The sequence below is a fragment of the Cellulomonas sp. HZM genome (genome assembly GCF_000708885.1).
Lineage (GTDB): Bacteria > Actinomycetota > Actinomycetes > Actinomycetales > Cellulomonadaceae > Cellulomonas.
The window spans coordinates 14,151-28,539 of the sequence record NZ_JEOE01000018.1; the positions used below are offsets into that span (position 1 = coordinate 14,151).

A 14,389-nucleotide genomic window follows, 5' to 3' on the forward strand; every position below is an offset into this window, starting at 1 on the left:
CGGTGCTGTTCACAACCAGCGACTGCGGACCCATCAAGATCACGACCGTTCAATGAACCGCGTCTTGAGCATTCGTACGGTCCGTCAACACGAACCCGTCAGTTCAGCTCGGCCTTGCCGCGGCGCCAGTAGCCCATGAACGCCACGGCCTTGCGGTCCACGCCGCACTCGGTGACGAGGTGCCGCCGCAGGGTCTTGATGACCCCCGACTCCCCCGCGAGCCACGCGTACAGCGCGGCCTCCTCGCGGAGCGGACGGCCGGACTCGTCGACCGGCACCTCCCACAGCAGGTCCTCGTCCACGTCCTCCAGCTCGCCGACCGCGGGGGCCGACGACGGCAGCAGCCGGCGGCACGCGGCCTGCACCGCGGGCACCAGCAGCGAGCCGTGCTCGGCGCCGTCGCGCCCGTACCAGCGCACCGCGACACCTGCGGGGGCCGCGAGCGGGAGCTGGTCCTCCGAGAGCGGCATCTCGATGAGCACCTCGCCGCGCGCGTCGGCGGGCAGGCGCTCGAGGATGCCGGCGATCGCGGGGAGCGCGGTCTCGTCGCCCGCGATGAGCAGGCGGTCGGGGTGGGCAGGAGGGACGAAGTCGACGCCGCCGTGCGGGCCGTGGCACGCGGCGTTGGGGCCGAGGATCACGATCTCGTCGCCCGGGACCGCGGACGTGGCCCAGCGCGAGGCGGGGCCGAGGTCGCCGTGCAGGACGACGTCGACGTCGACCTCGCGCGCATCGGACCGGACAGCCCGGGCCGTGTAGGTGCGCATGGGGTGACGGCGCTCGTCGGGCAGGGCACGCCAGTGGCCATACCAGTCGGCGCTCGAGCCGAGGTCGAGCAGCTCGGCGTAGGGCGCGTCGGCCAGCGGGAGGAAGAACTTGATGCGCTGGTCGAAGCCGTTGTCGGCGAACAGGTGCAGGTCGTCGCCCGTGAACGTCAGCCGGAGCACGCTGGGGCACAGGCGCTGCACGGCGGACACCGCGACCGAGAACATCCGGAACGGCTGCTCGGTCACGAGGGCCTCGGCGGTCGTCGTCACGTCGTCAGGATAGACACAAGGCAAGGCTTGCCTAAACCCCGGTCCGACGACAGGCGCGTCACACCCCGCCCGCGCCGAACGTCAGACCCAGCAGGTAGGTGACCGCCGCGGCGCCGAACCCGATCGCCAGCTGGCGCAGCGCGCGGCGAGCCGGCGAAGTGCCGGACAGCAGGCCGACGACGGCGCCGGTGCCGAGCAGCGCGATCCCGACGAGCCCCGCGGCCCACGCGATCGCGACGTACCCCTGCGCGCCGAACAGGTAGGGGAGCACGGGGATCGCTGCGCCGGACGCGAAGAAGCAGAAGCTGGCGAGCGCGGCACCCACGGCGGTGCCGATCGTCTCGTGCTCGTCGGGCGCGTCGCCGTCGGGCGCGTCCTCGCCCGACGAGGCCACCGACGGCACCCCCAGCGCCGGCACCCCGGCCGGCGTGAGCGAGCGCAGCACCCGGTCCGCCCGCTCCTGCGCCTCGACGGCGTCCATGCCCCGCGCCCGGTAGACGAGCGCGAGCTCGTTCGCGTCGACGTCCAGGTGCGGCAGCGCGTCGCCCGCGGCGGGTCCCGGGCGGGAGGCCTCGAGCAGCTCGCGCTGCGAGCGCACCGACACGTACTCGCCAGCCCCCATGGACAGCGCTCCCGCGAGCAGGCCGGCGAGGCCGGTGAGCAGCACGGTGTGGTTGGGCGCACCGCTCGCGCCGATGCCGAGCACCAGCGCGAGGTTGGACACGAGGCCGTCGTTAGCGCCGAACACCGCGGCGCGGAACGTGCCCGACATGCGGTTGCGCCCGCGGATCGCCAGTCCGCGCACGACCTCCTCGTGGATGCGCTCGTCGGCCGCCATCTGCGGGGTCGCGTCGGCGTCGTCGTCGTACTCCGAGCGCGCCTCCGCCCGCTGTGCGAGCGCGAGGACGAACACCGACCCGAACCGCCGCGCGAGCCAGCCCAGCACGCGCGTGCGCACGTCACCGCGCACGGGCTTGCCCACGTCGTCGCCCAGAAGGTCCAGCCAGTGCTGCTCGTGACGCCCCTCGGCTTCCGCGAGCGCGAGCAGGATCTCGCGCTCCTCACCGGTGCGGCGGGACGCGAGATCGCGGTAGACCGCGGCCTCGGCGCGCTCGTCGGCCAGGTACTGGCGCCAGCGGCGGACCTGGGCGCGGGTCGGGGCGGGCGTGGGCATGGCGACCATCGTGACAGCCCCGAACCGGACGAACCGGACTTCGCCCCGAGTTCGAGTTGCCGAATCGGCGGGTCCGCCCGACCGTTGAGAGAGGCGACGGACGGGAGAAGCACGCATGCACGACGAGCGGGTGATCGAGCCGCACGCGCGTGCGGTCGCGCCCGCGCGGCGCTGGGCCGACGACCGGCTGGTCGAGGCCGGTGTCGACGCGTCACGTCGGCAGGTGGTCGTGCTGCTCGTGAGCGAGGTCGTGACCAACGCGGTCCGGCACGCGCGGCCACCCGTGCGGCTGCTCGTCGAGGTCGACGACGAGCGCGTGCGCGTCGAGGCCCGCGACGGGTACTCCGCGCCGCCGGTGCTCAAGCACGCGCGCCCGCAGGACGACGGCGGACGCGGGGTGTGGCTCGTCGACCGGCTCGCCTCCGACTGGGGCATGCGTGCGCACGACGACGGCAAGACCGTCTGGTTCGAGGTCCGCCACGACGACGAGCGGAGCGAGGCCCCCGCCCTCAGCGCGTGAACCTCACTCGTCCCAGGGCGCGGTCTCGTCGAGCTTCGCGTAGTACTTGGCGAGGTGGCTGCGGATGCGGTCGCGGTCCTTGTCCGGCACGTCGACGCCTCCGCGCGACCCCTGCATCACGGCCGCGGCGGCGAACACACCGCGCGGCACGGCGCGCAGCCGGCCGTCGACGACGTCCGCGACGAGCAACTTGTAGGCGGTGAAGTTCTCCTTGGCGTCTGCGTCGTACCAGACGTGGGCGTCGCGGTAGCGCTCGTTCGGCTCGTCCTGCGCGTGCGCCCACTCACGCACCCGCTTCTCGGCGGCGGCGCCGTCCCACTCGCGGTCTCGGTCCGCAAGCGGCAGGTCTTGGAAGCTCGTCACGGCCATCACCGTCTCCTCTCGACGTTCCTGTCGACGCAGCCGTCGACACGTCGACCGTCACACCGGGTGCGACTACCCGCATCCGGAACCGATCGGCGACGAACCACTTGACGCCGCCCGGGTTGTATCAGTACGCCTGGTTCGTCCCCCTTTCGGGTGACAGCATCTCCCGCGCGAGGGGGCCCGGCGATGAGCCTGTGGGACGACCTACCCGGTTCCGGCACGTCCGGCGGTGCGCTGGACCAGCTCAAGCCGCTGCTCGACGCGGTGGACGCACCGTCGTCGACCGAGCGCACCGAGGACGACGGTCACACCTGGAAGATCTGGTCGACGACGATCGGCGGGGACCGCTCGCTCGAGATGGACCTGTCGAGCGGCGAGATCTCGCACGGCGGTGCGCCGGGGTCGGGTTCCACGGGCGACGGCGGCGCGATCGAGCTGTCGTCGGGCTTCGGCATCGAGCTGGGCCTGCGGCTCACCGGCCCGGGCGGGGATCCCGACGGCACGGTCCGGCTGGTGCTGTCGGTGCCGTCGTCGGCCATCCGCATGCCGTTCCTGCGCGGCGCGAAGCTCGACGGCCAGGGGCAGCTGCGCGCGGACCCCGACCACCCGACCGTGCGGTTCAGGCTGCCCGCGGTGAAGGTCAAGGTGCTGCGTCCGGCCGGCGGGTCGGTGGGCGTGGACCTCGAGCCGGCGACGACGGGCGGCACGCCCGCCGACCCGGTGGTCGACCTGGTGCGCATGGAACCCGGGTACGCGCTGATCGGGCCGGGTGACGTCGTCGGCTTCGCGTTCCGGGCCGCGGTGCTCGACCTGTCCGGGACCGCGGGCCCGTCGGGCGTGCCCGCGGGGGCGCGCACCATGCCCGACGCGTGGCAGGGCCTCTACCTGCCGGAGGTGCGGCTGTTCGTCGCGCCGAGCGGGCTCGAGGGGCTGGCCGTCAGCGCGGGCGTGCGCGAGCTGTGGATCGGGTTCGGCGCGAGCGCCGGGGTCACGGGGGAGTTCAACGCCGAGGTGGTGAACCGGGGTTCGGCGCCGCACCTGCGGCTGCGGTTCCAGACGCCCGCGGGGGAGTGGATCGGCGTCCCCGACACCGACCCGATCGCGCCGCTGCAGCTGCCCGAGCACGTCACGCTGTACGCCGACGGCGGCGGGGGCATCGCGCCGCTCGCGTTCACCATCACGGTCGACGGCGTCTCGACCGTCTCCGACCGGGCGGTCCTCACCATCCCCGCGGCGGGGGACGTGGTCGTCGAGGTCAAGGCGACGGACGCGGGCGCACACACGACGACACGCACGTTCCACGCGTCGCGGCGCGGCGACGCGACGACGAACAGCCCCGACGGCGCCGACGTCACGCCCACCACCACGTCCGACGTCGGCTACAGCGTGCTGGTGCGGGCGGGCGCCTCGGCCGACGAGGTCGTCGCCTACCTCTCGCCGGAGGTGACCGACGCGACGACGATCACGTGGAGCTGGTCGGGTCACGCCGACGTCGTCGGCCCGACCGCGTCGATCCCCGTCACGTCGGGCCACCCGGTCGACGTGAGCGTCGCGGTGCAGCGCACGGGCGGCGGCCCGCTCGTGACGATCGACGCCTACTACGAGTTCGACCACCCCACCGAGCCCGAGATGAACGGCGGCCCGTCGACGCGGTTCTGGCTCACGCCCGGCCGCATGTACGCGCAGCACTGGGCCGGCAGGCACGACCCCGGCACGGCGCAGCGACTGCTCGACCCCGCGAGCCTCACCCGCCTGCGCGCGCTGCCCGCGAACGCGACCTGGACTGTCGAGGGCTGGGCCTCCTACGAGGGGCACGACGGCACCGCCGACCACAACCAGGGCCTGTCCGAGCGCCGCCGCGACGCGCTCGTCGCCCTCCTGACCAGCGACGAGACCGGCGGCCCGCAGCTCGCGTTCACGCACGTCACCGCCGGCACGGCGTACGGCGAGACCGCCGCGCAGGCCAGCGGCACCACGGGCACGCCCCCGCAGGACGCCCCCGACTGGTGGCACGCGCGCGCCACCGCGCACCTCGACCAGACCGTCACCGTCACGGCCCACCTCGAGCGCCACGCGCCGGACACCAGCACGACGACGGTCGTCGACCCGCCGCCCACCCGCCAGCCGGTCCCCGACTGCTTCCGCAAGCTCGGCGTCACGGTCGAGCTGGTGCGCTCGACGTTCGTGCGCGCCGAGGTCTACGGCGAGATCGACATCCAGACGGCCGCGGAGAACCAGATCTCCTCGACCAAGCCTGGCGCGCACATCCCGCCGCGCGACAACCCGAGCGACGGCATCAGCCAGTTCCTGCTGCGGCTGCGCATCGCGGAGGACCGCTCGTCGTGGGACGTCACCGCGCAGTTCAAGGCGATCGACGACGACAAGGACGGCCTCTGGCAGAAGACCAGGGGCGCGGGCGACCAGACGGGGCTCGACATCCTCGGCGCGGTCGCGGTGCTGTCCCCGCTGCTGGCCGCGGTCACGCCCCCGTCGCCCACCGCGGGCGAGCTGGTGCCGATGGTGCTCGTCGGCGGCGCAGCCGTCGCCGTGGGTGCCGCGGGCGTCATCACGACGCAGAAGATCACGCTGCACGGCGGGCAGCTCGTCGTGACGAACGGCCTGGTGGACCCGACGAACGGCAGCGGCCCGCGCTCGACGAGCATCAGCGTGCTGCTCGACGTCGAGACGGCGTTCAGCTTCGACGTCGGCATCCTCAAGGTCGACCCCGCCAAGCCGCTGACCGCCCGCTACAAGGCGGTGGGCCTGCGCTCGCAGTGGCGCTCGGACCCGCAGCCCGACGGCACCGTGCAGTACGTGCCGCTGCCCGTGTTCGACCCGGCGGCGGGGTACTCGCTCGACATCCCGATGGGCTCGCTCATCGGCCCCGAGGCGCTGCAGGACATCCTGCGCGTGCTGGGCGGGCGGATCAGTCGCGACAACCCGCTCTACCTCGAGGTCGAGGTGGGCCTGGGTGTCGAGCTGGGCGTCGTCACGGTCGACTCGGCGCGCGTGCGGATCCGGCTCGACCAGGCCGAGTTCCCGCAGCTCACGGCCCTGGGCGCGAGCATCGACATCCCCGACGTCATCCACGGCTCGGGGTACGTGAAGATCCTCGAGAACGGGTTCGAGGGCGCGTTCGACGTGACGCTCACGCCCGTGAAGCTGCGCATCGCTGCGCAGCTCGCGGTCGAGCAGGACCAGGGCGTCACGGGCGTGCTCATCGGTGCCGAGGTCGAGTTCCCTGTGCCGATCCCGCTCGCCAACTCCGGGCTCGCGATCTACGGGTTCCTCGGCGGCGTCGCGGTGAACTTCGCGCGCAGCGAGGACCCGAACGCGCAGGTCCCGGCCCTGGACTGGCTGACCAAGCAGCTCACCGAGCCGAACGCGTCCGTCATGAAGCCCGCAGGCTGGCACGTGCAGCCCGGCGCGTTCGCGGTGGCCGGCGGCATCCTGCTCGGCACGTCCGAGGGCGGGTACATCGTCCATCTCAAGGGGCTCGTGCTGGTCGAGGTGCCCGGGCCGCGGCTGCTGTTCGCGATGAAGGCGGACGTCATCAAGGCGCCGCCCGACCTCAAGGACCCGAGCGAGCAGGCGACGTTCCTCGCGGTGCTCGACCTCGACTTCGGCCGCGGCACCGTCACGATCGGCCTCGTCGCGTCGTACAGCGTGAAGAGCCTGCTCGAGGTGCGCGTGCCGGTCACGGCATTCTTCGACGCCAACCACCTCGACCAGTGGCTCGTCGACCTCGGCACCAACACCAACCCGGTGACCGTGAGCGTCCTCGACGTCTTCGAGGGCACCGGCTACCTGATGATCCACGGCGACGGCACGACGATCCACATCGACGGCCTGCCACTCGTGACCAGCGGCGTCACGATCGCCGTCGGGTTCCACATCCGCGCGGTGCTGATGGGCTCGAAGGCGGTGGGCCTGTACCTCGAGGTCGCGGCCGGCTTCGACGCGATCGTGTCGTTCTCGCCGTTCGCGATCGGCGGGCGCATCTACGTCAGCGGCGAGCTGCGGCTGTGGATCATCGGCATCTCCGCGAGCGCCGAGCTCACCGTGCTCGTCGGACGGCAGATCACCGACCAGGGGCTGCCCACCGAGCACGTCGAGGACCGGACGTACGTGCACGGGCAGGTGTGCGGCGAGGTCGACTTCTTCTTCTTCAGCGTCAAGGGCTGCGTCGAGCTGACGATCGGCGACGACACCCCCGTGCCGCCGGTGCCGCCGCTGCTGGTGTCCGGCGTCTCGCTCGTGTCCCGCTCGCCTGCGCTGGTCGACGGGACCGCGGTGGACCGTGCCGTGGACGGCGTGCTCGGCCGGGCCGTGGCGACCGGTTCCGCGGACCCGCTGCCGAGCGTGCCGCTCGACGCGATCCCCGTGGTGCTGTTCGACACGGCGCCGTCGGTCGCCCCCGGAGACGTGGTGCTGGGCGGCAAGGCGCGGGGCGCGAACGGGCTCCCGGCGAACCCATGGATGCGGCGCGGCGACACGTGGTGGCGGTACCGGGTCACGTCGGTCGAGCTCGTCGGGACGCTCACGGCCGGCTCGACGCCCGCGACGTGGTGGGCGCGCCAGCTCGTCGGCGACCCGCAGGTGGGGCCCGCGCTCGCGCTGCTGTCCTGGCTGCCGACGCCCACGCCGCGTGCCGTGGTGCTGGGCCGCGAGCTCACGCGCACGGTCGAGGACCGCTGGGGGACCGTCTGCATCCCGGTCGCCAAGGCGGTCCCGGTGCTGTGGACGTTCGACGAGCAGGCGAGCGGGCCGTCGGCCGCGGGCTGGGTGCTCGACGCGGTCGCGTGGCCGGACGAGCCGGGCACGTTCCGCTCGGCGCCCGCGGGCTCGCAGGCCGTGGTGCACGAGCCGTGGCGCACGGGGAACGCATTCGTCGACCTGGTACAGGGGACGGACCCGGCGGTCGTCGTCGGAGACGCCGTGGCCTGCGCGCGGCCTGCGGGGGCGGGGCGGTTGGTCGCGTCGCTACCGGCAGCCGCGGGCGCGTCGGCGACGTTCGGGAGCCTGCCCGCCACCGGCGCCGGCACGGCCGACGTGCTGCAGCTGCTGGCCGACGGCGTCTCGCTGCAGGACGCGCAGACCGCGTGGAGCCGCCAGGCCACGGGCTCGACGGGTGCGTGCCACGGCGCGATCCTGCGCTCGCCCACGGGCGACGAGGGCGAGCCGGCCCCCGAAGCCGACGAGCACGAGGTCGAGGCTGTCAAGAAGGCGTGGGACCAGCTCGGCTTCCGGCCCTCGGACCTCGCGGACTCGGTGACGTTCCGCGTCGACGCGGGGCTCGCGTCGATGGACGCGCTGCTGCTCGTGCCGCGGCGCGCGATCGAGCAGGGGCTCGTCGTGCACTTCCTCGACGCCGAGGGACGCGTGCTCGACGAGTACCGCGCGCACGGCGCTGACATGGTGTCGTCGACCCACCCGCTGCCGCCCGCGTGGCTCGACGCGACCGGCCCGTGGCAGGACCCGGTGTACCGGGCGATCCAGATCGCGGCGCGCGTCATCGCGGCACAGGCGAAGGACCTGGTCGCGGTGCTCCTGCAGCCCAAGGTGCCCGACGGGACCGTGACGGTGGAGATCGGCTGGGACCGCCGCATCGCGGACCTCGTCGGGAGGGCCTTCTGGGTGATCGGCGTCGCGGGCACCACCGCGGCCGAGGTGATCCGGCAGGACTGGGACACCACGACGCTCAACGAGGACCAGGACGCGGCGACGACGGCCGTCACGGACGATCCCGACGACCACGCGCTGCTGCTGCCCGGCCAGGAGTACACGGTGCGCGTGCACTGGGAGTCGCAGTACCTCAAGCAGGACGCGCAGCCCCCGGCCACCGCACCCGAGGCGTACACCGCCGGGCCCGTGCAGGAGTTCCGGTTCGTCGCCGACGGCCCCGACCGCGCTCCCGAGCGGCTCGACCCCTGGCTGCTCACCACCGCGCCCGGCGACGGCGAGACGGGCGTGCTCCTCGGCGAGCCGCTGCGCGTCGCGCTCGCGACCCAGAAGGTCGGCCAGCTGTTCGACGCGTACGGCGAGGAGATCCGGATCGTCGTGCGGTCCGCCTCCGGCCGGCACCCCGAGCCCCCCGGCGGCGGTGCGGCCGGGACGGGGGTGACCGTGCCGCTCGAGATCGGCGAGATCCTGCAGGCCACGACGATGTCCGTGATGACCCCGTGGCAGGAGACGGTGGGCGCGCTGCTCGACGCCGCCGGCTGCACGCCGTCGGACAACGGCCGCACGTACCACTCGGTCATCACGCTCGACTACCCGCTCGAGCCGCTCACCGACTACCTGCTCGACGTGCTCGCCGTCCCCAAGGGCGCCGCGGCCGACGCCGCCGGGCGACGGATCTACCGCGTGCCGTTCACGACGTCGAGGTTCCACGACGTGCCCGAGCTCGCCGGCCTGCTCGCCGCGGCCCGGCCCGAGCCCGCGCTCGTCCCGACGCCGTCGGCGCTCGCGGCCCTGACCGAACGCCCCACGGGCGACCAGCTCGACGCCGCGTTCCAGGCGGCGGGCCTCGCGGTGCCCGAGGTCCCGCGCTACCCGCGGGTGCGCGTGCTGTGGTCCGGTGACGCCGTGCCGCAGCCCGTCGCGGTGGTCGTCGAGGGCAGCGAGGCGATGTGGCGCTCGCGCCTGGTGCCGACGAAGGTGTCCGGCCCCGTCGACTCCGACGACCCCACGCACGCCTGGTGGGCGCCACGGCCGGGGGACTGGATGACGCTGCGGGTCGGTGCGTCGTCGGCCGCCCCCGTGACGCGCGTGGTGCGGGCGCCGGGGGACACGCGGGCCGTGGTGCTGCTCGGACCGGGAGCCCGCGGGACGCAGCTGGTGGTGGAGCTGGTCCGGACGGCCGACGAGTTGTCCGGCGAGCCGGAGCACGCCGTGACCGCCGTGAAGGTGCTGCTCGAGAGCGCGCCGTGGGAGGTGGAGGACTGATGGACCGGATCTCACGTCCCTACTGGCTGCGAGCCACGGGATCGGTCGTGCCCTGGCCCGTGGTGCTGCGCGGTCAGGTCGGTGGCGCCGCGGGCCGTGTCTCGCCCGTGCTCACGCACGTCGAGCCCGGGACGGCGCTGCTCGACGTGTCCTCGCTCAAGGACCGCGGCGGCGACGTGGCGCTGCGCTGGCAGTGCAACCCCGAGCTCGGCGTGCCCTTCGGGCCGTTCACGGTGTGGGTCGGCCGACCGCGGCCCAAGCAGCGCAAGGTGACGGTGGTGCAGGTCCCGCACGACGACGGGCTCACGCTGCGGCTGCCCGTGCTCTCGGCGTGGGTCACCGTGGACGCGCAGGTCGTCGACCCGAGCAAGCCCGTCGGGATCGTCGGGACCTACCGGCACGGCGGGCTGTCCGAGGCACTGGGGGCGACCGCGCAGTCCGGCGCCGGGGGCGGGCGTGTGACGCTCGCGCTGCGCACGTCCGGGATCACGCGCGTGCTGCTCGTCAACGGCACGGACCCCGTCGTGAGCGTCGTGCCGCTGCAGACCGTGATCGACGACGGCGGGTGGAAGCCGTTCGAGGTCGTCGGCCTGCCCGCACCCGACCCGTGGGGCGGCACCGCCTACGACACCTCCAAGCAGGGTCTGGTCTCCGCGCCCACCTCCCCGTGGGACGCCGCCCAGCAGCGCCTCGACCGCGGCGGGCCGCCGCTCGGGTACGTGCCGTTCACGCCGTCGGGCCTCGTGCTGTCCCCGCCCTGGCGTGCTCCGGACACGACGACACTGCTCAAGGAGATCGAGAAGGACCTGCTGCCGCGCATCGACCGCCTGTACCGGCCGTCGCTCACGCCCGCGGACCAGGCGGCGCTCGCCGACTCCCCGCCCGTCGACCCGCCGTCGACCACGGACGGCCGCACGTCGTCGCTGTCCACGACAGCGACGCTGTCCCCGCTCTCGCTGCTCACGCTGCCCGCCTCGGCGGACCCGTTCCTCGCGCTCGCCACCGGCTTCGGCACGGCCTACCGGCAGTCCGACCTGCCCGACGCGCAGGGGCTCGAGTACCTGGTCACGGCCGAGTACCCGGACACGCCCGTCGGCACCGGTCCGATCGCGGTCGCCGCCTACGTCCCGGTCCCGCAGCAGCACGTCGCGACGACGACACCGTCCGGGCTCACGTCCCGGCGCTCGGGGCTGCTGTCCCCCGAGCATCGCGACGACCCCTGGCGCGAGACCGTGCGCGTGCAGTGGGACCGCGTGCCTGGATCGGTCGCGATGGGCCGGCCCACGGCGGGTCTGCTCGCGTCGTCGTCGGGCGGCTCACCCGCGGCCGTGCTGGCCGAGGACCTGCCCGCGGGCGACCGGCGCCCACTCGTCCTGGTGCCGGACGGCGTCAAGCCGTCGCTCGACTGGGCGCGCACGTCGATGGTGGACCCCGACGAGACGATCCCGCTCGGCTCGGGCGGGCGACACGTGACCTACCCGGTCGCGGTGCAGGACGTCTTCGGGGTCTGGTCGCCGTGGGCCGAGGTCTCGTGGGACGGCACCGAGCCGGCACCGCCCGGGCCGCGGATCATCGGGGTGTCGCTCACGTCGTCGTACGCGGGGTCCCCCACGTGCGCGGCGACGATGGTCGTCGAGGTGTCGGTGGACTGGGACACGCGCACGCCCACCGCGCTCACGCTCGCGTCGGTGCTGTGGCGCACGACGTCCGCGTCGGCCCCGCCGCCCGCGGGGGTGGACCCGGTGCTGCCCGCACCGGCGGGCGCGTTCCGGCGCGACGTCGCGCTGACGTTCGTCGGCGACGCGCTCACGCCGCCCGCGGGGGTCACAGTCGACCATCTCGACGAGTCCGGCGAGGTCGTCGTCGCACCCGGAGCCGCCCAGGGCGCGCACGGCCGCCGCTACCGCGTGACGATCCCGGTGCCGTCGCTCGACTTCTCGTCGACCCCGCGCTGGGGGGCACAGGTGTGGGCGCGCACGACGCTCGCGGTGGTGCCCGACGCGGGCTGGCAGCCTGACCCCGCGCACCCCGCGCTCGCGGGAGTCGCCTCGCCCGTCCCGATCCCGCCGATCCTGCCGCCGCCCCCGCCGGGCGTGCCGATGGGCTCGACCCCGGACGCGTCGGGGCACAGCCACGTGCGTGTGCACTGGTCGGTCGCGTCCGGTGCGCCGCTCGACGCGCGCAAGGGGATCGTGGTGTGGGAGTGCGCCGAGACCGCGCTGCGGCAGTCGGCGGGGCTCGCGCAGCGCGCACCGGACGGGACGCTGCCGGGCGTGCGGCTCCAGCAGCTGTGGGACGCGTACGACGCGATGAACCCCACGCAGCGGCGGGCGACGTTCCGGCGCATCCAGGAGCTGCCGGCGACCGCGCGGGAGTCGGACGTCGCGCTGCCGACCGGGTCGACGGACATCCACCTGTTCACGGTGACGACCCTGTCCGACACGGGCGTCGGCTCCGACTGGCCGAGCGACTCGCCCGCGCACCTGGTGCTGCAGGCCGTGACCCCGCCGCGCCTGCGCCAGCCAGGTCCGCCGCGCGTGCGGTCGGTGATCGGCGCGGCCGGCACCGTGACGCTCTCGCTCACCGCCGACTCCGACGTACCAGTGTCGTCGTTCCTTCTGTACAGGACGCGATCGGCGGATGCGGCCATGCGTGCCGAGACGATGGGGCCTGCCTTCGCGATCGTCCCCGCGGTGGCCCCCGCACCCGGCGCCGCGCCTGACCCGGCCTCGGGTCTCGACGTGTACACGGCGTCCTGGTCGGGCGGGTTCGACCCGTCGTGGGACGACTGGAACGTGCGCGCCGTGGCGGTGCCGGTCGACACCGTGCCCGTCGCGGCGGTCCGCGGCGTGCCGTCGCTCGCCTCGGACGTCGTGACCGTGCGGGTGCGCCCCGACGGCCCGCCCGACCTCGCACCGCTCGTCGCGACCGTGTTCGGCGGCGGCCATGACGGCATCCTCGTGACGTCGTCGACGTCCGCGCCCGTGCGGCTCGTCGCGGACGGACCGTTCCGGCTCTCGGCGACGGCCGGCCCGCTCGTCGTCGACCCGACGGACCTGCGCCTCGTGCCGGCCGGACCCGTGGTGCTGGCCGACGGTGAACCGCCCGAGGCTGCGACTGCGCTCGTCGCCCGCTCGGGCGCGCGGGCCTCCGGACGGACACCGCTCGCGCTCTGGTTCACGCGCCCGGTCGCGACCGACCCGGTCGACGTGGCGCTCACGCTCGTCGACCCGCTCGGGCGGGTGACCACCCAGAGCGTGACCGTCCCTGGCTACGCGCCCGACCCGCCGACGCTGACGATCATCGACGTGTCGACGGTCGTCGGCCGGTTCGTGCTGGTCCGCGCCTCGTCGGACGCCGCGCTGGAGCCCGGCGCGCACCTCACGGTGACGGTGTCCGCGCCGCGGCGGGTGCTCACGCCGTTCCCGATCCCGGGCTCGCGCACGCTCGCACCGGTGCTGCCCACGCTCCCTGTGCTCCCCGTCCTGCCCGGTCGGGGCACCGTCACGCTCCCGGTGTCGCTCGACATCGCGCTCGTCGACATCCCGCAGCGCGCCCGCCTCGGCACGGACCCGATCCAGGTGACGCGCGCGAGCGACGACCCGCCGTACGAGTACGACGTCGCGGTGCGGGTCGCGGCGCCGTTCGTCGTCCGCCTGCGCGTCACGACTGCCGACGGCCGCACCACCCAGGTCTCCCGCTCGGTGACGTGACCGGTCGCGGCGCGCTCACGCCGCGACCGGTCGCACCCACTCGGCGCCCGCCTGCGTGAACCCGACCCGGCCCAGGTACTCGCGCGACCCGGGCACGTCGGCGTGCACCAGCTCGCGGTAGCCCTTGTCGGCGAACACCCCCGAGCGCCGATACACGAACTCGCCCGGCGTGAAGTCGCGGAAGCGGGGCGTCACCCAGTCGAGGTCGACGCGCCCGACGCCCTCGCCCTCGTCACGCACGAGCACCACGCCGACGGCCTCGTCGCCCCGCGCCACGAGGAAGGCGGCGTCGGCGGCCGCCCCGGGGACGGTCCGGAAGCGCGCGATGTCATCGGCGTGCACGCGCATGAGGTGCGCGAGGTAGGCGTCGTCGGGAGCGACCTCGACCACCTCGTACGCGCCGTCGTCGTGCCGCTCGCGCAGCAGCTTCGCCAGCCAGTAGATGTCGATGATCGTGATGACGCCGTTCATCACCGCGAACGGCCAGACGCCGATCACCGCGTTGTACACCGTCGCGATCGCCGCCCCAGCGAGGTTCAACCAACGGAACCGCAGCACGCGGGCCTGCATGAGGGAGACGATGACGAGCAGCGAGCCGATCCAGCCGACGACCTCGAGCCAGTTCATCGTC

The 14,389-nt window shown here is 74.2% G+C and carries 7 protein-coding genes; 3 read left to right on the forward strand and 4 right to left on the reverse strand.

Going from position 1 to position 14,389, the window contains the following annotated elements; translation table 11 throughout:
- Window positions 1–98 precede the first annotated feature (98 nt).
- Window positions 99–992: a siderophore-interacting protein gene (locus AW16_RS0110875; protein ID WP_081861606.1), complete on the reverse strand. Its 894-nt coding sequence runs from the start codon at window positions 990–992 to the stop codon at window positions 99–101.
- 103 nt (window positions 993–1,095) lie between these two features.
- Entirely contained in the window at window positions 1,096–2,220 is a 1,125-nt protein-coding gene (locus AW16_RS0110880) for a VIT1/CCC1 family protein (protein WP_029290309.1), read from the reverse strand.
- A 106-nt stretch (window positions 2,221–2,326) separates the two neighbouring features.
- On the opposite strand from AW16_RS0110880, the gene AW16_RS0110885 reads away from it, so the two are divergent.
- Entirely contained in the window at window positions 2,327–2,731 is a 405-nt protein-coding gene (locus AW16_RS0110885; protein WP_029290311.1) for an ATP-binding protein, read from the forward strand.
- A gap of 3 nt (window positions 2,732–2,734) precedes the next feature.
- Here AW16_RS0110885 and AW16_RS0110890 read toward each other — a convergent pair whose 3' ends face one another.
- Window positions 2,735–3,100 carry a hypothetical protein gene (locus tag AW16_RS0110890; RefSeq protein ID WP_029290312.1) on the reverse strand — a complete coding sequence of 122 codons (366 nt, stop codon included), beginning with the start codon at window positions 3,098–3,100 and terminating at the stop codon, window positions 2,735–2,737.
- A gap of 183 nt (window positions 3,101–3,283) precedes the next feature.
- On the opposite strand from AW16_RS0110890, the gene AW16_RS0110895 reads away from it, so the two are divergent.
- Entirely contained in the window at window positions 3,284–10,045 is a 6,762-nt protein-coding gene (locus tag AW16_RS0110895; RefSeq protein WP_029290314.1) for a DUF6603 domain-containing protein, read from the forward strand.
- On the forward strand, window positions 10,045–13,758 hold the full coding sequence (locus AW16_RS0110900) for a hypothetical protein (RefSeq protein WP_029290316.1): 3,714 nt from the start codon (window positions 10,045–10,047) through the stop codon (window positions 13,756–13,758). Before AW16_RS0110895 ends, AW16_RS0110900 begins: the two co-directional genes overlap by 1 nt.
- 15 nt (window positions 13,759–13,773) lie before the next feature.
- On the opposite strand, the gene AW16_RS0110905 is transcribed toward AW16_RS0110900, so the two are convergent.
- Window positions 13,774–14,385 (reverse strand): hypothetical protein, encoded by a 612-nt coding sequence (locus AW16_RS0110905; RefSeq protein WP_029290318.1) that lies wholly within the window; start codon window positions 14,383–14,385, stop codon window positions 13,774–13,776.
- Between the last annotated feature and the right edge of the window lie 4 nt (window positions 14,386–14,389).